We start from the raw sequence: 21,162 nt of genomic DNA on the forward strand, positions 1-21,162 counted from the left end.
GGGCTAAATACAAAATGAAAATCACAGATGTAAGATTAAGGAAAATAACAGAAGAAGGAAAGATGAAAGCAATAGTATCAGTAACTTTTGATGAAGAATTTGTAGTTCATGACATCAAAATAATAGAAGGTCAAAATGGACTTTTTGTTGCTATGCCAAGTAGAAAAATGGCAGATGGGGAATTTAGAGATATAGCACATCCTATAAATGCTGATACTAGACAGAAAATTCAAGAAGCCATATTTGAAGAATACGAGAAATCATTAGCTACAGTATAGCCAAAGCTTCTATATAGAAGCTTTTTGGTAACTTTTGTTTAAATTAATTGAAGTAAATTGAAAATTATTGATTTGAAAAATAAAAAGTAGAATTTTTCTATTTACTATAAAAAGAGTTAGAGGCTCTTTTTTATAAGGGATAGGAATGTTCTGCTTTTTTTATATTTTTAAATTAAAACTTGTTATAGTTTCAAAAAAAGACTTCCTTATATTTATAGGAAAAATATAAATTATATTAAATTTTATATTTTTTTGTAGACTTATATTTTAAATGGGTTAAAATAATAATGATAGACAATTGAAATCGAGGTGTAAAAAATGAATATTTCTATTATATTAGCAGCTGGCGAAGGTACTAGAATGAAATCAAAACTTCCTAAGGTATTACATAAGGTATGTGGAAAACCTATTTTACAATATGTAATAGATGCTAGTAAAGGTGCAAATGTTGAAAAGAATGTAGTTGTAGTGGGTTATGGCGGAGATATAACTAAGGAATATTTTAAAGAAGAACCTATAATCTTTAAAACACAGCCTATTGGAGAAGGAATTCCTTATGGCACTGGTTATGCTGTAATGCAGGCAATAGATCACATAGATGATAATAGTACAATAACAATACTATATGGAGATACACCACTTATTACAGAATCAACTATAAATAAATTGATTAATTACCATAATAAAAGTGGATTCCAAGCTACTGTACTAACAGCTATATTTGAGGAACCTACAGGATATGGAAGGATAATAAGAGAGGACTCAGGAAATATACTTAAAATTGTTGAGCAAAAAGATGCTTCAGAAGAAGAGAAAAAAATAAAAGAGATTAATTCAGGTATATATTGCTTTGATGGAAAGCTGTTAAAATATGCTTTAAGTAAGATTGATAACAATAATGCTCAAAATGAATACTATATTACTGATGTTATAGGTATATTAAAAGAAGAAGGGCATAGAGTAGGAGCCTATATAATTGAGGACTCTACAGAAATTCATGGAGTTAATTCTAGAGTACAACTTAGTTTTAGTGAAAAGATAATGAAAGATAGAATTAACGAAAGGCATATGGAAAATGGTGTAACCATAATAGACCCTTCTAACACTTATATTGAAGATACTGTAAAAATAGGTAGAGATACTATTATTTATCCTGGAGTGAGTTTAGAAGGAAGTACGGAAATAGGAGAAGATTGTATTATAAGGAATAATTCTAGAATTGTAAATAGTATAATATCCTCTAATGTAATTATTGAATCTTCAACTATAGAAGACAGTCAAGTTGGAGAAAATACCCATATAGGTCCCTTTGCTCATCTTAGACCAAATAGCAATATTGGTGAAAATGTTAAGATAGGTAATTTTGTTGAAGTGAAAAATTCAGTTATTAAGGATAATACAAAAGCTGGACATTTAGCATATATAGGAGATGCAGATGTTGGACATGATGTTAATATTGGTTGTGGAGTTATATTTGTAAATTATAATGGAAAAGAAAAGTTTAGAACAACAGTAGGAGATAATTCTTTTATTGGAAGTAATTCTAATTTAGTAGCTCCTGTAAAGGTTGAAGCACGGGGATATGTGGCAGCAGGTTCTACAATAGTAGAAGAAGTTCCAGAAGGTGCATTGTCTATAGCAAGGGCAGCACAAGTTAATAAGATAGGTTGGGTGGAAAAGAAAGACTTAATAAAAGATAAATAAACTTAGGAGGAATATGTAAATGAATTTAGGTAGAGGTGGCATGAAGGTTTTTTCAGGCAATGCAAATAGGGAATTAGCAGAAAAGATTTGTAAAGAATTAGGTATTCCATTAGGTACTTGTGATGTCAGTCAATTTAGTGACGGAGAAATAAATGTAAATATTGATGAAACTGTAAGAGGAATAGATGTATTTATAATACAACCAACTTGTTCTCCTGTAAACGATAATTTAATGGAAACATTAATACTTATAGATGCAGTAAAGAGAGCATCTGTAGGAAGAGTAAATGCTGTAATTCCATATTATGGTTATGCTAGACAAGATAGAAAAACTAAGGCTAGAGAGCCAATTACAGCAAAACTAGTAGCAAATCTATTTACTACAGCAGGTGCAGATAGAGTAATAAGCATGGATTTACATGCTGCACAGATTCAGGGATATTTTGATATTCCAGTAGACCATCTTTCAGGTGTACCTATACTGGCAGAATACTTTAAAGATTTTATAGAAGAGGAAACAGTAATAGTTTCTCCAGATTTAGGTGGAGTAAGTAGAGCCAGAGCTTTTGCTAATCACTTGGATTTACCTATAGCAATTATTGAAAAAAGAAGACCTAAGGCAAATGTATCAGAAGTAATGAACGTTATAGGAGATATTAATGGAAAAAATGTAATCATAGTAGATGATATTATAGATACAGCAGGAACCATAGCTAAAGCGGCATCAGTTCTTAAAAACTTTGGTGCTAAAAAGGTTTATGGATGTGCAACTCATGGAGTGCTATCAGGTCCTGCCATAGAAAGAATAAGAGATTCAGAATTAGAGAAGTTTATTATTACAGATACAATACCTCTTCCATCAGATAAGAAAATAGATAAAATAGAAATAGTATCTGTTGCTCCACTATTTGCTGAGGCCATAAGAAGAATTCATGATAATGAGTCTGTAAGCAAGTTATTTGAATAAAATAATGGGAGATGATTTTTTGTTTGTTGTAGTAGGTCTTGGTAATCCAGGGAAGGATTATACAAATACAAGACATAATGTAGGATTTGATACAATAGATATATTGGCAGAAAGAAATCATATTAATATAAATAAAATTAAATTTAAATCTGTATATGGGGAAGGAAATATAGGAGGCTCCAAAGTTCTACTTGTAAAGCCACAAACATATATGAATAATAGTGGAATTACAGTCAGAGAAATATCTAGTTTTTATAAGATTCCTCCAGAGAATATTATTGTTATAGTAGATGATATTGATATTGACTTCAGTGCTGTTAGAATAAAGAGAAGAGGAAGTGCTGGTTCTCATAATGGATTAAAATCCATAATATACCACCTGCAAAAAGATGATTTTCCTAGAATAAAATTAGGAATTGGAAGGAAAAGGGAGAATCAAGATTTAGCAGATTTTGTACTAAGTAGATTTTCTAAAGAAGAAAGAAAATTAATTGAGGAATCTATTTTAATTGGAGCAGAATCAGTAGAATCTATTATAAAAGATGGTATAGAAGAAGCAATGAATAAATTCAATAATAAAGGAAACAAGGCCCAGGATTAAACCTGGGCTTGAGGTATTTACCTAAGAGGTGAAAAAATGTCAAACTTTTTAATAGATCCGTTAAATAGCTTAGACTCATATAATAAATTAAAACTAGATATAGAAAGAAAAGTTAGTCCTATAGGTACTTATGGTATAATCGATGAAAGTATAGGACATATTATCTATGCCCTAAAAGAGCATACTAAAAAACAAATATTAGTTATTACCTATAATGAAGTAAAAAGTAAAAAAATATATGAAGATATAAAAAATATAGGTAACAATAATGTAGTTTTGTTACCAAAAAGAGAATTGGTTTTCTATGAAGTAGATGCCTTTAGTTATGAAAGGAATAATGAAAGAATAGGAATAGTTTCTAAACTTATGGAAGGTGAAGACTTACTTATAGTTACCTCAATAGAAGCAATACTTCATAAGCTAATGTCTAAAGATATATTTAAATCCTACTCGAAGAATATATCCCTTGGAGATGAGATAGATTTAGACAAGTTAATAAATCTTCTCATAAATGGAGGATATGAAAGAGTTAATATGGTAGAAGGTGTGGGACAATTTAGTATCAGAGGTGGAATTATAGATTTCTTTCCTCCTTATAGTTCAAATCCAATTAGAATTGAATTATTTGATGAAGAAGTGGATTCCATAAGAACTTTTGAAATTACAAACCAGAGGTCCTTGGATATAATGGATCATACACTTATATCTCCAGTAAAGGAAACTTTAATTTTAGAAGACTATAGAGAAAATATTATTGAGAATTTAGACAAGGATTTAAATAGGGCATTATCTAAGACTAAAATCAGTGGAATAGAGAAGGAAAACTTAGAAAATAAGTTCAACAAGTATAAAGAAAGTTTGGCAGAAAAATTGTTTATTTCCAACAGAGAAATGATAATTCCCTATATACCTAAAGAGAACCTATCTTCTATAATAGAGTATTTAAAAGAAGACGCATTAATTTATATGGACGAACCTAAAAGAATAGAAGAAAGTATAAAATTTATGGAGGAGAATTTTAGGTTAAAGCTTACAGACCTTTATGAAGTAGGAGAAATTTTACCTTCTCATTCCAATGTTTTATATGATTATACAGATGTCCTAAAAGAGATAAAGGAAAAAATATGTATTACAAATAGTGCATTATTAAGTGGTACTAATAGCTTTAATCCAAAATCAATTCATGATTTTTCCATTAAAAGTACTCACTCATATCACAATAAGATGGAAATCTTAAAAGAGGATATTAATCATTTCAAATATAGAGGCTATAAAGTAATAATACTTTCTGGAACAGAAGAAAGAGGAAAAAGACTTCAACACACCTTAGTAAATATGGATATAGAGTCTAGTTTTTTAATGGATAAAAATACAGAAATCAAATCTTCTCAAGTGTTTATTACCCCTGGAAGTATTGGAGGGGGATTTGAATACCCTCTTTTAAAATTCATAGTAATAAGTGATAAAGAAATATTCGGAGCAGGAAAGAAAAAATCTCGAAAAGTAAAAAATAAGGGTACTAAACAAGTTAACTTTTCCGACTTAAATGTAGGAGACTATGTAGTACATGAAAACCATGGAATCGGTCGTTATGAAGGTGTAGAACAGTTAAATATTCAGGGTATTAAAAAAGATTATATGACCATAAGATATAGGGGAGAAGACAAGTTATATGTACCTATAGACCAAATGCACTTAATCCAGAAATACATTGGATCAGATAGTATAAAACCTAAGGTCAATAAATTGTCTAGTGCTGAATGGGCTAGAACAAAAGAAAAGGCTAGAAAAGCAGTAGAGGATATGGCCCATGATTTACTGGAACTATATGCGAAACGGGAAGCATATAGAGGATTTGAATTTTCTAAAGATGGAAACTGGCAAAGGGAGTTTGAAGATTTATTCCCCTATGAAGAAACAGATGGTCAGTTGAGAAGTATCTTGGAAATTAAGAAAGATATGGAAAAGCCTAAACCTATGGATAGGCTTCTTTGTGGAGATGTGGGATATGGAAAAACTGAAGTAGCTTTAAGAGCGGCATTTAAAGCTGTAATGGATAGTAAACAAGTTGCTATTCTAGTACCTACTACAATTTTAGCACAGCAACATTATAATACTATAGTAGAAAGGTTTTCAGGTTTTCCAATTAAAGTCGATGTACTAAGCAGATTTAGAACTAAGTCTCAGCAAAAGCTAGCCATAGACAATATTAGGAATGGAGTAATAGATATTGTAGTAGGTACTCACAGACTATTATCTAAGGATGTTTCGTTTCATGATTTAGGTCTATTGATTATAGATGAGGAGCAAAGATTTGGTGTAAAACATAAGGAATCTCTAAAGAAATTTAAGGAGACAATAGATGTACTAACTCTTACGGCCACCCCTATACCTAGGACATTACATATGTCTCTATCTGGTATTAGAGATATGTCTGTTATTGAAGACCCACCAGAAGAAAGATACCCTATACAGACCTATGTAGTTGAATTTAACGAACAAATGATTAGAGATGCTATTTTAAAAGAAATAGGGAGAGGTGGGCAGGTATATTTTTTATATAATAGAGTTGATACCATAGACAAGATAACTTCAATTCTTAGGAAGCTAGTACCTGAGGCCACCTTTGCCATAGGACATGGACAAATGTCAGAAAGAGAACTAGAAAAAGTAATGGTAAGTTTTTTAGAAAATGAAGTAGATGTTTTGGTATGTACTACTATTATTGAAACAGGGCTAGATATTCCAAATGTAAATACCATAATAATTCATGATGCAGACAAAATGGGACTTTCCCAATTATATCAATTAAGGGGAAGAGTAGGAAGATCCAATAGAATTGCCTATGGATATTTTACCTATGAAACCAATAAAGTTTTATCAGAAGTTGCAGAAAAAAGACTTAGAGCTATAAAGGAATTTACAGAATTTGGGTCAGGGTTTAAAATTGCCATGAGAGACTTGGAAATAAGAGGAGCAGGAAATCTACTGGGAGTAGAACAACATGGACAAATTGAAGCCATAGGATATGACTTATATGTAAAATTCTTAAGTGAAGCTATTAGAAAATTAAAAGGAGAAGAAGTAGAGGAAAGTATAGATACTACAGTGGACATTAAAGTAGATGGATATATTAAAGAACGATATATCGAAGATGAGGAACAAAAGATAGAGGTATATAAAAAAATTGCTTCAATTTCTAATATAGATGATTATAGGGAATTATTAGATGAGTTAATTGATAGATTTGGAGATTTACCTAAGGAAGTTGAAAATCTAATGGATATTTCCTATATTAGATACTTAGGAAGTAAAAATAATATTAAAAGTATTACTCAAATAAATAAAGAAATTCGATTAGAATTTAGTGATACAGATAAAATCTCAGTAGAACTACTTCACTATTTATCTACTGAATATGGAAAAAGACTATCATTTAATCTATCTCAAGAACCATCTTTTAATTACAAAATAAAATCTAATGTATTAGATGAATTAAAATCTTTAATTGAAAAGATTCATGGTTTTGATTATAAGGGAAACAATATTTAAAAGGCTTATTACAAATAGATAAGAAAGGATGTTACTATTGAAAAAAATAAATTATAGAAAGATTTTAGTCATGGGATTACTATTAGCAATGGTTTTTACCATAGGTGGATGTACAAAAAAAGAAGATGGATTTGTGGCTAAAGTTGACGGAGAAGGTATAACAACTGAAGAATTTGAAAGTGATTTCCAAGTATATAAGAAAATATATGAACAACGACTTGGAGAAGGAGCCATGGCAGAAGTAGGAGAAGACGGAAAAACCCTAGAAGAGAATCTTAAAAATGAAATAGTTCAAAGATTAATCATGGAAAAGATAGTATCAAAAGAAGCAAATAAAATGAATATAACCATAACAGATGAAGAAATTGAAGAGCAAACGTCAAGCTATGTTTCTATGATGGGTGGACAAGAAAAATTTGATGAATTTTTAGAGAATAATAAAATCTCACAGGAATTTTTCAAAGAAAATTTAAGAAAAGAATTATTGTTTAATAAACATAGAGAAACATTTATGGCTGAAACTGATGTAACTGAGAAAGAAGCAAAAAAATATTTTGAAGCCAATAAGGATGATTTAGTTGTAATAAAGGCAAGCCATATTTTGGTAAAGACAGAAGAAGAAGGTAAAAAGGTTTTAGAAAGATTAAATGCAGGTGAAAAATTTGATGTATTAGCCCAAGAAGTGTCTATAGATAAAGCTTCAGCCGTAGAAGGAGGAAATTTAGGATACTTTACTAAGGGCAGTATGATCTCCGAATTTGAAGAAGCTGCATTTGATTTAAATATTGGAGAAGTCAGCAACTTAGTAAAAACAGAAGTAGGATACCATATAATACATCTTGAAGATAGAAAAGATACCTTTGAGGCTTTGAAAGATGATATAATCAAACTGTTAAAGGAACAAAAATATCTGGAAGCTATTCAAGGTTTAAGGAATAGTGCTAAGGTTAAAGTATATTTAGATTTAAAGGATTCAAAATAGAGCAATTAATTAATAAAAAAGGTTAACAACTATGTTAGAGCCGTATTTTGCAAATATACTAAAATAGCGTTATTTTACCTTATATTAAAGTAGTTAATGTAAACACTTTAACATAAAGTAACAAAGATGAATAAAATTTTCCTTTTGGTTGAATAATAATTTTACTACACAATTATTGTTTAAGGAGGAAAATAATGAAGGCCACAGGAATCGTTAGAAGAATAGATGAACTAGGCAGAGTTGTAATTCCAAAAGAAATTAGGAGAACTCTTAGAATTAGAGAAGGTGACCCTTTAGAAATATTTACTGATAGGGAAGGGCAAGTAATTCTTAAAAAGTATTCACCTATAGGAGAACTAAATGAATTTGCTCAGGAGTACTGTGACTCTCTACATGAAAGTACTAACCATACAGCTTTGATTTCAGATAGAGATTATATAATAGCAATATCTGGAGGTTCTAAAAGAGAATACTTAGAGAAAAGGATTAGCCCTGAATTGGAAAAGTTGACTGAAGGTAGAAGCACTTATACAACTAATGCCGATAATAATCCTATGAAGATAATATATGAGGACCCTAATTTAGATAAGTATTCAGCTCAAGTAATTGCACCTATAATTATGCAGGGTGACCCAATAGGTTCAGTTATACTTATATCAAAGGAACCAAATTCTATTATGGGAGAATTAGAAGTAAAGTTAACGGAAACAGCAGCAGGATTTTTGTCTAAACAAATGGAAAATTAGCAACCTACCCATATAGGGTAGGTTTTATCTTTTATTTGTATTATTTTACTAAATTAAGTGATATAATATAAAAGATTATGTTATAGGGGGAAAATTAATGACTAAGAAAAATAATTTCCTAAAAGGTGCCGTTATTTTAAGTATAGCTGGAATAATTGTAAAGATTTTAGGTGCAGTTTATAGAATACCATTATCTAATATAATTCAATCAGAAGGTATGGGATATTATTCTACAGCATATCCTTTATACTCTTTATTACTTTCTATATCTACAGCAGGTTTTCCTGTAGCAATAGCTAAGTTGGTATCAGAGAAAAGAGCAGTAAAAGATTTTAAAAGTGCAGAGCGAGTTTTTAAAGTTGCATTAACAGGGCTTTCCATAGGTGGATTACTTACATCTTTATTCTTATTTTTTACTGCTGGTAGTATGGTAGAGAAAATGGGTAATAGCAATGCCTACTATGCTCTCATTGCATTAGTACCAGCTTTATTTGTTGTTCCTATTATGGCTGTCTTTAGAGGATATTTTCAAGGACGCCAATTAATGACCCCAACTGCATTATCACAGATAATGGAACAGTTATTTAGAGTAGGGTCAGGACTTTTACTAACATATTTTTTATTAGATAAAGGAATTCCCATGGCAGCAGGAGGGGCATCCCTTGGTGGCTCCATAGGTGCTATAATGGGAACCCTTACTATGATATTCATTTACTTTTATGGTCGAAAAGAAGCAAAAAAAGAGTTGGAAAATAGTATATATACTGAAGAGTACAAAATAGGCACTATAATAAAAGACCTTCTTATAATAGCAATTCCTATTACTTTAGGTTCAGCCATTGTTCCAATAATGGACACCATAGATGTGGCAGTTGTATTAAAAAGATTACAATCCATAGGATATTTAGAATCAGAAGCCAATGGATTATATGGTAATCTAAAAGGAATGGCTCAAACGGTAATTAATTTACCTCAAGTTTTCTCCTTGGCGATTTCCATGAGTTTAGTGCCAGTTATTTCAGATGCCAATGCAAGAAGAAAAAAGAAAGAAATAGAAGCTATCTCTGCCTCTGGTATTAGAATGACACTATTAATCGGGTTACCTTGTGCATTTGGTTTATTTGTATTGGCAAGACCAATAATTGGATTATTGTATTATAAAAATGATTTAGAAACCATAATTAATATAGGGAATTTACTATCAATTTTATCCTTTGGTGTAATATTTTTAACTTTAGTTCAAACTTTGTCTGCAATCCTCCAAGGTTTAGGTAAACCAATAGTTCCAGCTATAAATTTATTTATAGGAGCCATAATTAAAGTAATACTTTCATATACTTTAACTGCTGTACCCAGTATAAATATTTATGGTGCTGCTATCTCAACTGTAGTAGCCTTTGGTATTGCAGCAATTTTAGACTTAATAAGTGTGAGGACTTTAGCTAAGGTAAAGCTAAGTTTTAAAGATATATTTATTAAACCTTTCATTTCATCCTTATCTATGGCCATAGCAGCTTTTCTTTCTTATTTATTTTTAATGGATATAATTGGAGAAAAGTTGGCTACAATAGTTGCAGTATTAGTTGGAGTACTTGTATATGGGGTATTTTTAATTATAACAGGAGCTATTACAGAAGATGACTTTAACCTACTGCCTAATGGTGTTAAAATAGGTAAAAAACTAAGTAAATTTAAATTATTTTAATAGAAGTATACAAAGGAGAAAGACTATGGGAAAGATATATATAATAGGATTAGGACCTGGAAGCGTAGATTCCCTTACATTAGGGGCGGTCGATAGAATAAATTCAGGAGATAAAAATTTTTTAAGGACTGAAAAACATCCTACTGTTGAATATTTTATAAATAAGAATATACCTTATAAATCTTATGACTTCTTATATGATAAGGAAGATGATTTTAAAGATGTATATGAAAAAATTGCTATGGATTTAATAGAGGAATCTAAAAAGAATTCTCAAATAAATTATTTTGTACCGGGAAATCCTTTAGTAGCTGAAAAAACTGTAGAAATTCTAATGAATGAGAATATAGATATAGAGATAGTATCTGGTATGAGCTTTATAGAACCTATGATAGAATTAGTGGGGATAGATCCTATAAATGGACTTAAAATAGTAGATGGAGTAGGATTTAATAGCTTGATAGTAGATATAAATTCGGACACTATAATTACTCAGGTATATAACCATAGAATATTATCTGAGGTTAAGCTTATATTATCAGAAATATACGGTGATGAATATGAAATATATTTAATCCATAGTGCTGGAATAAAAAAAGATGAAAAAAAGTACTTTATACCTATTTATGAATTGGATAGAGTTGAAGAAATAGGAGCATTAACTAGTATATATGTGCCTAAAATGGTAAAAATAGATAAGAAAGTATTTGACTTCAACGATTTATTAGGTATAATGAAAATATTAAGATCTGAAAATGGTTGCCCTTGGGATATAGAACAGACTCACGAAAGTATAAGGCAATGTTTAATTGAAGAAGCCTATGAAGTAGTAAATGCCATTGATGAAAATGATATTGATGGACTGGTGGAAGAATTGGGAGATTTATTACTTCAAATTATCTTTCATGGAGAAATTGCCTCTGAAGAAGGAGAGTTTACTCTATATGATATAACGTCAACTCTTGCTCAGAAATTAATTTATAGACATCCTCATGTTTTTTTAGAAAAAAGTGTGGAAAATAGCCAAGAAGTAGTATATAATTGGAATATGCTAAAGTATGCCAAGAGAGATATTCATAGCTTTACTGATAAATTGAAAAATATACCTAAGTTGCCGGCTTTAATGACTAGTTTTAAGATTCAAGAAAAAGCAGCAGAGATTGGATTTGACTGGGAAGACATAAAAGGGGCATTGGATAAGGTAATGGAAGAATATCAAGAAGTAATAGAAGCTATGGAACAATTCGGAGGTGGTGGCGAAGAAACAGAGGACGAAATAGGAGACCTACTTTTTGCTGTAGTCAATCTTTCTAGATTTTTAAATGTAAATCCAGAAATAGCTCTAAACAGGACCATTAATAAATTTATTAATAGATTTGAATTTATTGAGGATGGATTAAAGAAAGTGGGCAAAAGTATTGAGAATGCAAATTTAGATGAAATGGATAGATTATGGAATGAGGCAAAGATACATAAAATCCATTAAAATGCTAACAATTATATAATATAAAGAATGGTTTTAAATTTGCAAAGAATTATTATTTAAATAATAAAACTACGAGGAGGAATTAATTATGAACAAAGCTGAATTAGTATCAAGTATAGCAGAGAAAAGTAATTTAACTAAGAAGGACGCAGAAAGCGCACTTAACGCATTTATGAAGACAGTAGAGGAAACATTAGCAGGTGGAGATAAAGTTCAACTTGTTGGATTTGGAACATTTGAAGTAAGAGAAAGAAAAGCTAGAGAAGGTAGAAACCCAAGAAACCCAGAAGAAATAATTAAAATAGCAGCATCTAAAGCTCCAGTATTTAAAGCTGGAAAGGCTTTAAAAGAAACAGTAAATAAATAATAAAATCAGGTCTTTGACCTGATTTTTTTGTAGGAGTGGTTTTATGAGAATTGATAAGTTTTTGAAAAATGCCAGAATCATAAAAAGAAGAACTATTGCCAAGGAAGCTTGTGAACAAGGTAGAGTATCCATAAACGGAAAAGTGGCCAAGCCTGGGGACGAGGTTAAAGTTGGAGATAGAGTTCAAATTGCTTTTGGAACTGAGCCAATGAATTTTGAAATATTAAATATATCGGATAATGTAAAAAAAGATGATGCTCTAGGGCTATATAAGAAGATAGAATAAAAAAGACTTTGTAATAAAAGTCTTTTTTTATTCATAAATATTAGTGTATGACTATATAAGAAATAGGAGGGATATAATGACTGAAAATAAAATTAGATTTAAAAATCAAAATATAATGGTTGAAGATAGGGATAAAATGACTGTAACAGGAGTAGAGCAGGTAGAAAGTTTCAATGACAATACAATTATATTGACAACGATTAAAGGTGGTATGATAATAAAAGGAGAAGGGTTAAATATATCTAAACTTAACTTAGATGATGGTGGAGTAAAAATAGATGGAAGAATCAATGGACTACATTATACAGATAAGGACCCAAACCCAAAGAATATAATGAGTAAGCTATTTAAATAATTTATAAGGAGAAAAAAATGGATACTTCACTAATATTAGAAATACATATTTTTCTTACAGTTATTTATAGTGGCTTAATGGCAGGATTTATTTATGACTTATATAAAGCCATAAGGTATTTTTTAAGGCCTAATAAAATTATAACTTATTTAGGGGACTTATTGTTTTGGACAGCTATAGCTTCCATATTTTTTTACACTATAATAAAGACCAATTGGGGTGAAATAAGAGGATATATTTTACTTGGTTTTTTTCTAGGAATAATTATATATTATAAATTATTTAGCAAATATATCTATGGACTATGTATTAAAGTTGGAAAAGTCATAAGTACATTTATTAAGGGAATCATTTCTCCAATTTTATATCCTTTTAAACTTCTAAAGAAGAAATCATTGCCAACACTTAGACGAATAAAAAGAATTCCGACGGAAATCATTCAACAAACAAAGAAATACAAAAAAATAATTTCTTCAAAAAAATAGAGGAGTTTTTTGATTTTTGTAGAATAAGTATATATGGGTGGTGAAATAATGCAAAAGAAAAAGAATAAAAAAAGACTTAGTTTATTAAATCTTATTATTGGTTTTTTACTTATATATGTAGGACTTACACTGTGGAATCAAAGGAGCTTAATGAAGAACCTAGAAGCGAAGCGGAAAGAAGTCCAAAAAGAAGTACAAACTCTAGAGAAGGAAATAAATGTCCTAAGTAAAGAAATAGAGGATAGTGACTCTTTGCAATTTGTAGAGAAAGTAGCAAGGGATGAACTAGGAATGGTAAAACCAAGGGAAATTATATATATAGATAAAAATAAAAATAAAAATCCTTTTTTAAATCCTATAAAAAATGAGAACTAATTGACATTAAAAGAGTTCTAATATATACTAAATTAAGAAAACTATTTTTAAGGAGGAATCATTAATTTATGCCAGTATCTGTGGGAGCAGTAGTTGATGGTACTGTTACAGGAATAACAAACTTTGGTGCCTTTATTCAGCTACCAGAAGGTAAAAGTGGACTTGTTCATATTTCGGAAATATCACATGATTATGTAGAAAAGGTAACTGATCATCTGAAAAAAGATCAAAAAGTAAAAGTAAAAGTTTTATCAATTTCAAATGAAGGAAAGATTAGCCTTTCCATCAGACAGGCAAAGCCAAAAACTACTAAACCAGTAGAAATTGAATGGAATAAGCCTGATGATAAAATGAAGCATATGTCTTTTGAAGACAAAATCAGTAAATTTTTAAAAGATAGTAATGAAAAGCAAGACCAATTAAAGACTAGAGATAGTAGTAGAAGAAGTACAAAGCCCAAGAAAATGAGTGGTATGGATGTATAAAACCGGTTTATCCGGTTTTTTTTATTTTGAACCTTTTATGACTGAATGAAGTTTAAAAAAAGACTTTCTTAAAAATAATTTTATAAAAAACTTTTTTATTTTATTCTTTAACTCTAAAAACTACAATTTTCTACATTAACTATGAAATTAGCCACATGAAGCTCTAACTCTTTGAAATCCTCTGTTTTAAAGTTAAAGTAAATTATATTAAGTTCTCCTTATGAAAAGTTAAGGTTATGGGAAATACAAATGATTTATGTCTTAAAATTCTTCAGTTTAAGTCCTTAGATTTGACAAATTACTATGACCTCTTTTGTTAATATGTATCTAAATACAAATAACAGGAGTGATTTTTATGATGAGAACGGATTCTTTAAGGACTCAAGGTCATTGGTATGGAGTAAATCTCAAAATGGATAAGACAACAATAATAACTATAATTATTGGATTTTTCTTAGGAAGGGCAAATTTATTAAATAAACTTACTCCCTTTGGATTTGCATTTTTAACTGCATACATTATAATGAAGAGTTTAAATGTGCCTATGTTATTATCCATTATTATTGGAACTCTAACTTTTCAAGGAGCCAAGGGAATAGGCTATGTTTTATCTTATTTATTGATTTATGGATTTTTCTCTCTATTTAAGGAAGAAAAGACTTATTCGTTAATAAAAGCATCATTAGTATCTTCTATTATATTTACAATTTGTAGGGGAGTAACTGTCCTGATAAGCAAACAACTATTTATTTATGATTTGTTTATGGTGCTATTTGAAGGTATTATTGTTTTTACAATGATTTATATATTTTCTTTTAGTTTACCTATTGAAAAAATAGGTAGTGCAAGTTTTAATAATGAAAAGACGATTTGTTCCTTTATTACGTTGGCATTAGTTTTAGCAGGGGTTAAAGATATAATTATATTGGGAGTTGGAATTAAAAATTTAATTAGTGTAATAATTATTCTATACTTATCCTATAGTTATGGAGCATTTATTGGTGGAACAACTGGAATAATATTAGGAATGGTAGGATATATATCTCAGCCAGAGATGCCTTTTATTATAGGAATACTTGGTATCTCAGGACTTTTAGCAGGTATATTTAAAGACATAGGAAAATCTGGTTCAGCCTTAGGATTCATACTTGGAAATGGAATTATTTCCTTTTATGTCAATGGATTAGGAACTAGTTTCTTAGGAGTGAAAGAAATTGCAGTTGGAATAATATTGTTTTTAATAAGTGCAAATAAAGTAAATGAAAAGTTCTCTGAAAGCTTTGTTTTTGATTTAGATACAAAAAAGGATTACAATCAAAAAAGAGATGATATTATTATTAAAAAGTTAAATAGAATGACAGAACTTTTTAATAATTTAAGTACTACCTTTAAAGAATCAGCAGCGGAAAGAGATTTTCATTCTACAGGTGAGGTATATAGCATGGTAGATAGTATTGCCAATGGAATATGTACAAATTGTCCTAAATATCAAGAATGTTGGGAAGAAAACTACTATAGCACATACCAAAACTTTTTTAATTTAGTTGGTATGGTGGAAATGAAGACGTCAGATAATGAAATCGTTTATGAAGAAGCCAAAAAGTTTTGTATTAAAAGTAGTAGCACTATAGAATTAATTGATAGAGCAGTAGAAAAACTTAATATAGACCATAACTGGAAGCTAAAACTAAGAGAGAATAGACTTCTACTGTCAGAACAACTAGAAGAAATAGGAAAAGTAATACAAAACATGACTAATGAAATATATGTAAATCCAAAATTTAATGAAGAAATAGAACAAAATCTTTATAAAGACTTAAAAAATAATAGATTAGATATAAAGGATATATCTGTAGTACAAATAGGAGAAGAAGAGTTTGAAATATTTGTAGATTTAAATACACCTATAAATTCAGAGGGAAAACTAAAAAGAGCAATAGCACAAAGTTTAGGACACGAGGTAGTAGGTGACACTAATTTTAATAGTATATCTAACAAGAGTCAGAGATTTAAGCTTTTAAGGACAAATCGGTTTAGTGCTATGACCAAGGTGGCCACTATGCCTAACTCAGAAGAAAAAATATCAGGAGATAGTTTTACCTTTGGAGAAATGGAAAACACCCACTTTTCAGCATTAAGCGATGGGATGGGAATTGGAAGAAAGGCTAATGAAGAAAGTAAGGTTGCTATTTCTCTATTGGAAAGACTTATGGAAGCAAATGCAGATAAAGATATAATTTTAAAGACTATTAATTCAGTGCTTAGAGTAAAATCCAATGAAGAAATGTTTGCTACCTTAGATCTTGCATTTATAGATTTATATGCAGGGAAGCTGCAAATGATAAAAACAGGAGCACCAGCAACTTTTATAAAGAAAAAAGATAGAGTAGATATGATTAGTGACGGAACTTTACCTGTGGGAATACTAAGAGATGTGGATTTCAATCTTTACGAAGAGTATATTGAAGATGGTGATATTATCATTATGATGTCAGATGGGGTATTAGATGCAAATAGATATATATATGATTCAGAGGATTGGATGAAAAATATAATAATGAACATAAACAGTATAAATCCTCAAGTTATAGCCAATGAAATACTGGCTACAGTTAGAGGAGTTGCATCTATTGATACTGATGATATGACAGTTCTAGTAACAAAGGTTTGGAAAAATCTTTAAAAGGGAAATACTTAATAGTAAATAGTTGCTTGTAGGCTAGCTTTGCTAGCCTAAACTTTTGTCTTAAATTTAAAATTAGTTGACAATTAGGTTATAATAAGGATATAGTTCATATATAAATAAAATTTAAGGTGATTTGATGAAAGAAAAGGTATTGGCTGCAATTAAAGAGTATAATTTAATTGAAGAAAATGATAATATAATAGTAGGGGTTTCAGGGGGACCAGATTCCATGGCCTTATTATATAGTTTATTGGAAGTTCAAAACTCTATTCCATTTAATGTACATATTGCTCATGTAAATCATGGTGTAAGAGGAGATGACGCTGAGTCAGATCAACTATTTGTAGAAAGAATTGCAAAAGAGTTGAACTTACCCTATTATACAAAAAATGTAGATATGGTAGGGTATGGGAAAGAAAAGGGTATATCTTCAGAGGAAGCAGGACGGGAATTAAGATACGGATTTTTTAGGGATATTCTCTTAAAAGTAGGTAAAGGGAAAATAGCAGTAGCCCATAATAAGAATGACCAAGCTGAAACTTTAGTTATGAGATTTTTAAGAGGTACAGGGATAGATGGCTTGAAAGGGATGGAATTTAGAGTCGAAGATATAATTCGCCCTATACTGGGTATAGATAGAAGGGAAATTGAAAGTTACATAGAAAAAAACAAGATAGAAACTGTATTAGATAAGACAAATTTAGAACCTATATATAGTAGAAATAAAGTAAGATTGGAATTGATACCATATATAGAAGAAAATTTCAATCCTAATATAATAAATACACTGTGGAGAATGTCTAATATAGCTGCAACAGATGGCAGATTTCTCGAAGAATATTCTAAAGAAAGATTTAATATTATAGTGAAAAATAAAGATAAACATAGTATAATTTTAGAGAGTGGTAAATTCTTGAAGGAACATAAATCTATTCAACAACGAATTATACGAGTGGCTATAGAGAATCTAAATGGAACTTTACAAGGAATTACTGAAACACAGATTAATATAGTATTACGCCTTTTTTTGGCCTTAGAAACAGGGAAGGAAGTTCATTTATCAAATAATATAGTAGCCAAAACCAGATATAATGATTTAATTATTGCAAAAGACCATGAAAGAGATGTAGTTAAATATTTTTATAAGCTAGGTATAGGAGAGACTAACTTAGAAGGTATAGAATATTCTTTTAAAGTTCGTGTATTTCCAAAAGAAAAGAATCTTATATTAAACAAATCAAAGAATACTAGATATTTTGACTTTGATATGGTCAAAGGAAGTCTAGGAGTACGAAATAGACTTGATGGTGATAGAATAAGACCCTTTGGAATGAAGGGTACTAAAAAGCTTAAAGACTATTTTATAGATGAAAAAATACCAAAGGAATTAAGAGATAGGATTCCACTAATTGTAGATGAAGAAAATATTATATGGGTAGTAGGATATAGAACCAATGATTTATATAAAATAACAGAGAATACAAAGAAAATCCTATCAATATCATATAATTAATTATATAATACATAAAAGGAGGATTATAATGGAGAAAATAATTAAGACTGTATTAGTCAGTGAAGAAGATATTGAAAAAAGAGTAAAAGAACTTGGAAAACAAATTACTGAAGATTATAAGGATAAGGATTTGATTTTAGTAGGCATATTAAAAGGTGCCGTTATTTTTATGTCTGACCTGGCTAGAAATGTAAATATGCAGATAGGATTAGATTTCATGGCTGTATCTAGCTATGGCAGATCATCTACATCTACTGGAGAAGTTAGAATAATAAAGGATTTAGACTTTAGTGTAGAAAATAAGGATATACTTATTATAGAGGATATTATAGACACTGGATATACACTTGCATATTTAACAGATAATTTAAAGAAAAGAGGAGCTAGATCAGTTAAGGTTTGTACTCTTTTAGATAAACCTGAAAGAAGAAAGGTAGATGTTCCAGTGGATTATTTGGGATTTGCTATTCCAGATGAATTTGTAGTGGGATATGGATTGGATTATGCTGAAATAGGCAGAAATTTACCTTATGTAGCAGCTCTTAAGGAAGAAGTATATAGCAAGTAGAAGGTTGAAAAAACCATGTAATTGTGTTATAATGTGTAGATATTATCTGCTCATAAAGAGGAGGGAGGACTTGTATTGAAAAGATTTTTCAAAGGTATTAGTATGTATTTACTAATAGTAATCATTATAATGTTTCTAGTAACAACTCTTGGAAATGACGTGGAACAGATCAAAACAATAGATGTAACTGAATTAGTAGAACATTTAAATAGCAATAAAGTGGAAAGTATCAAAATTGTAGGCAGAGAGGTCACAGGAAAACTAAGGGATAAGACACAGTTTACGACTATTTTGCCTGTTCAAATGCAAGATACATTCTTTGATAATTATTTAAAAGATAAAGTGGATAATAAGGAAATTGCTTTAAGTTCTGATTTAGAGCCAACGCAACCATTTTGGATAAGTGCAATTCCAACTATATTGATGATTTTAGTCATTGGAGTTTTTTGGTTTGTATTTATGCAGCAATCCCAAGGTGGAGGTGGCGGCAAGGTAATGTCTTTTGGTAAGTCTAAAGCAAGACTTCATAACCAAGAAGATGGTAAGATTATTACTTTTGCTGATGTAGCTGGATTAGAGGAAGAAAAAGAGGAATTAAAGGAAATCGTAGATTTTCTAAGATCTCCTAGAAAGTATATTGAAATTGGAGCAAGGATACCTACAGGAGTTCTAATGGTTGGTCCTCCAGGAACAGGTAAAACGTATTTAAGTAAAGCAGTAGCAGGAGAAGCAGGAGTTCCATTTTTCAGTATATCAGGTTCAGACTTTGTGGAAATGTTTGTAGGTGTAGGTGCAAGTAGAGTTAGAGATTTATTTGAACAAGCAAAGAAAAATGCACCTTGTATAGTTTTTATAGATGAGATTGATGCTGTAGGTAGAAGAAGAGGAGCAGGTCTTGGTGGTGGCCATGATGAAAGAGAGCAGACTCTAAATCAACTTCTAGTAGAAATGGATGGATTTGCTACTAATGAAGGTATTATCGTTATGGCGGCAACCAATAGAGCTGATATACTTGACCCTGCATTACTTAGACCAGGTAGGTTTGACAGAACTGTTTATGTTGGGGTACCTGATGTAAGAGGTAGAGAAGCAATACTAAATGTTCATACAAAAAATAAGCCTTTAGATTCAGATGTTGATTTAGGAGTAGTTGCTAAGAGAACTGTAGGATTTACACCAGCTGACTTAGAAAACTTAGTAAACGAAGCTGCAATTCTTTCAGCTAGATACGGTTTAAAAACAATACCTATGCATTTAATAGAAGAAGCGTCTATAAAGGTTCAAGCTGGTCCTGAGAAAAAGTCTAAAGTTGTAAGTGAGAAGGAAAGAAGACTTACTGCATATCATGAGGCAGGTCATGCTCTTACTTCTAGACTTACTCCAGATACAGATCCAGTACACATGGTAACTATTATTCCAAGGGGAATGGCTGGTGGATTTACGGCTTATATACCAGAAGAAGATAGAAGTTTTCTAACTAAAAAGCAAATGGAGGCTAGATTAGTTACTCTTCTAGGCGGAAGAGTGGCAGAGGCATTAGTTTTAGGAGATATAAGTACAGGAGCACAGAACGATATTGAAAGAGCTACTAAAATTGCTAGATCCATGGTTACGCACTATGGTATGAGCCAGAAACTTGGACCTATGACTTATGGTACTGATGATGAAGAGGTATTTGTAGGCAGAGATTTTGGCAGAGCTAGAAATTACAGTGAAGATGTGGCAGCTGCCATAGATAAAGAGATGAGAGAGTTAATAGATACAGCTTATAATCAAGCAGAGAAACTGTTAGCAGAAAATATGGATAAACTTCATAAAATAGCAGAAGTTTTACTAGAAAAAGAAACGATAGATGGCAAAGAATTTGAAGAAATATTTATAGGTTCATAAGGAAAGTAGGAGAATTTCTCCTGCTTTTTTTTATGAATAAAAAGAAATAAGGGAAAGATTTATATGAAAATATGCAATATAACATTCATTTTTAAAATATATTGAAATATATGTTGCAAAAAACATCCAAT

The 21,162-nt window shown here is 30.3% G+C and carries 19 protein-coding genes; all 19 read left to right on the forward strand.

The features are described 5' to 3' along the window. Positions 1 to 14: 14 nt before the first annotated feature. The 19 genes from spoVG to ftsH all read left to right on the forward strand — a co-directional run bounded on the left by spoVG (position 15) and on the right by ftsH (position 21,031). On the forward strand, positions 15 to 278 hold the full coding sequence (spoVG, locus tag KQI41_RS03610; protein ID WP_154439470.1) for a septation regulator SpoVG: 264 nt from the start codon (positions 15 to 17) through the stop codon (positions 276 to 278). Positions 279 to 596: 318 nt separating this feature from the next. Next, positions 597 to 1,982, forward strand: coding sequence for a bifunctional UDP-N-acetylglucosamine diphosphorylase/glucosamine-1-phosphate N-acetyltransferase GlmU (gene glmU, locus KQI41_RS03615; RefSeq protein WP_154439469.1), 1,386 nt, complete (start codon positions 597 to 599; stop codon positions 1,980 to 1,982). 19 nt (positions 1,983 to 2,001) lie between these two features. Then, positions 2,002 to 2,949: a ribose-phosphate diphosphokinase gene (locus tag KQI41_RS03620; protein ID WP_154439468.1), complete on the forward strand. Its 948-nt coding sequence runs from the start codon at positions 2,002 to 2,004 to the stop codon at positions 2,947 to 2,949. 19 nt (positions 2,950 to 2,968) lie between these two features. Further along, positions 2,969 to 3,550, forward strand: a complete 582-nt coding sequence (gene pth, locus KQI41_RS03625) for an aminoacyl-tRNA hydrolase (protein WP_216584887.1) — start codon at positions 2,969 to 2,971, stop codon at positions 3,548 to 3,550. 36 nt (positions 3,551 to 3,586) lie between these two features. Beyond that, entirely contained in the window at positions 3,587 to 7,102 is a 3,516-nt protein-coding gene (gene mfd, locus KQI41_RS03630) for a transcription-repair coupling factor (RefSeq protein WP_216584888.1), read from the forward strand. 37 nt (positions 7,103 to 7,139) lie between these two features. Further along, entirely contained in the window at positions 7,140 to 8,084 is a 945-nt protein-coding gene (locus tag KQI41_RS03635) for a peptidylprolyl isomerase (protein ID WP_195837931.1), read from the forward strand. Between the two features lie 194 nt (positions 8,085 to 8,278). Continuing rightward, positions 8,279 to 8,830, forward strand: a complete 552-nt coding sequence (gene spoVT, locus KQI41_RS03640) for a stage V sporulation protein T (protein WP_154439464.1) — start codon at positions 8,279 to 8,281, stop codon at positions 8,828 to 8,830. Positions 8,831 to 8,927: 97 nt separating this feature from the next. Continuing rightward, complete coding sequence (locus KQI41_RS03645; protein WP_154439463.1) at positions 8,928 to 10,535, forward strand: putative polysaccharide biosynthesis protein; 1,608 nt, start codon at positions 8,928 to 8,930, stop codon at positions 10,533 to 10,535. 25 nt (positions 10,536 to 10,560) lie between these two features. Beyond that, a complete protein-coding gene (gene yabN, locus KQI41_RS03650; RefSeq protein ID WP_154439462.1) occupies positions 10,561 to 12,021 on the forward strand; it encodes a bifunctional methyltransferase/pyrophosphohydrolase YabN in 1,461 nt (486 codons plus the stop codon). 88 nt (positions 12,022 to 12,109) lie between these two features. Beyond that, positions 12,110 to 12,388, forward strand: a complete 279-nt coding sequence (locus KQI41_RS03655) for an HU family DNA-binding protein (RefSeq protein ID WP_154439461.1) — start codon at positions 12,110 to 12,112, stop codon at positions 12,386 to 12,388. Between the two features lie 43 nt (positions 12,389 to 12,431). After that, positions 12,432 to 12,674: an RNA-binding S4 domain-containing protein gene (locus KQI41_RS03660; RefSeq protein WP_154439460.1), complete on the forward strand. Its 243-nt coding sequence runs from the start codon at positions 12,432 to 12,434 to the stop codon at positions 12,672 to 12,674. Positions 12,675 to 12,750: 76 nt separating this feature from the next. Next, complete coding sequence (yabP, locus tag KQI41_RS03665) at positions 12,751 to 13,029, forward strand: sporulation protein YabP (RefSeq protein WP_154439459.1); 279 nt, start codon at positions 12,751 to 12,753, stop codon at positions 13,027 to 13,029. 17 nt (positions 13,030 to 13,046) lie between these two features. Then, positions 13,047 to 13,514, forward strand: a complete 468-nt coding sequence (yabQ, locus tag KQI41_RS03670; RefSeq protein WP_154439458.1) for a spore cortex biosynthesis protein YabQ — start codon at positions 13,047 to 13,049, stop codon at positions 13,512 to 13,514. A gap of 48 nt (positions 13,515 to 13,562) precedes the next feature. Then, on the forward strand, positions 13,563 to 13,889 hold the full coding sequence (locus tag KQI41_RS03675) for an FtsB family cell division protein (protein ID WP_229768511.1): 327 nt from the start codon (positions 13,563 to 13,565) through the stop codon (positions 13,887 to 13,889). Positions 13,890 to 13,957: 68 nt separating this feature from the next. Then, the gene (locus KQI41_RS03680; RefSeq protein WP_154439456.1) at positions 13,958 to 14,374 is read left to right on the forward strand and encodes a S1 RNA-binding domain-containing protein; all 417 of its coding nucleotides are present in this window, start codon (positions 13,958 to 13,960) and stop codon (positions 14,372 to 14,374) included. A 355-nt stretch (positions 14,375 to 14,729) separates the two neighbouring features. Next, entirely contained in the window at positions 14,730 to 17,057 is a 2,328-nt protein-coding gene (gene spoIIE, locus KQI41_RS03685) for a stage II sporulation protein E (protein WP_154439455.1), read from the forward strand. Positions 17,058 to 17,196: 139 nt separating this feature from the next. Continuing rightward, complete coding sequence (gene tilS, locus KQI41_RS03690) at positions 17,197 to 18,573, forward strand: tRNA lysidine(34) synthetase TilS (protein WP_216584889.1); 1,377 nt, start codon at positions 17,197 to 17,199, stop codon at positions 18,571 to 18,573. A gap of 28 nt (positions 18,574 to 18,601) precedes the next feature. After that, positions 18,602 to 19,141 (forward strand): hypoxanthine phosphoribosyltransferase, encoded by a 540-nt coding sequence (hpt, locus tag KQI41_RS03695; protein WP_216584890.1) that lies wholly within the window; start codon positions 18,602 to 18,604, stop codon positions 19,139 to 19,141. A 75-nt stretch (positions 19,142 to 19,216) separates the two neighbouring features. Further along, complete coding sequence (gene ftsH, locus KQI41_RS03700) at positions 19,217 to 21,031, forward strand: ATP-dependent zinc metalloprotease FtsH (RefSeq protein WP_244971083.1); 1,815 nt, start codon at positions 19,217 to 19,219, stop codon at positions 21,029 to 21,031. The last annotated feature ends 131 nt before the right edge of the window (positions 21,032 to 21,162 follow it).

The sequence above is a fragment of the Tissierella pigra genome (assembly GCF_018917845.1).
GTDB classification, from domain to species: Bacteria; Bacillota; Clostridia; order Tissierellales; family Tissierellaceae; genus Tissierella; species Tissierella pigra.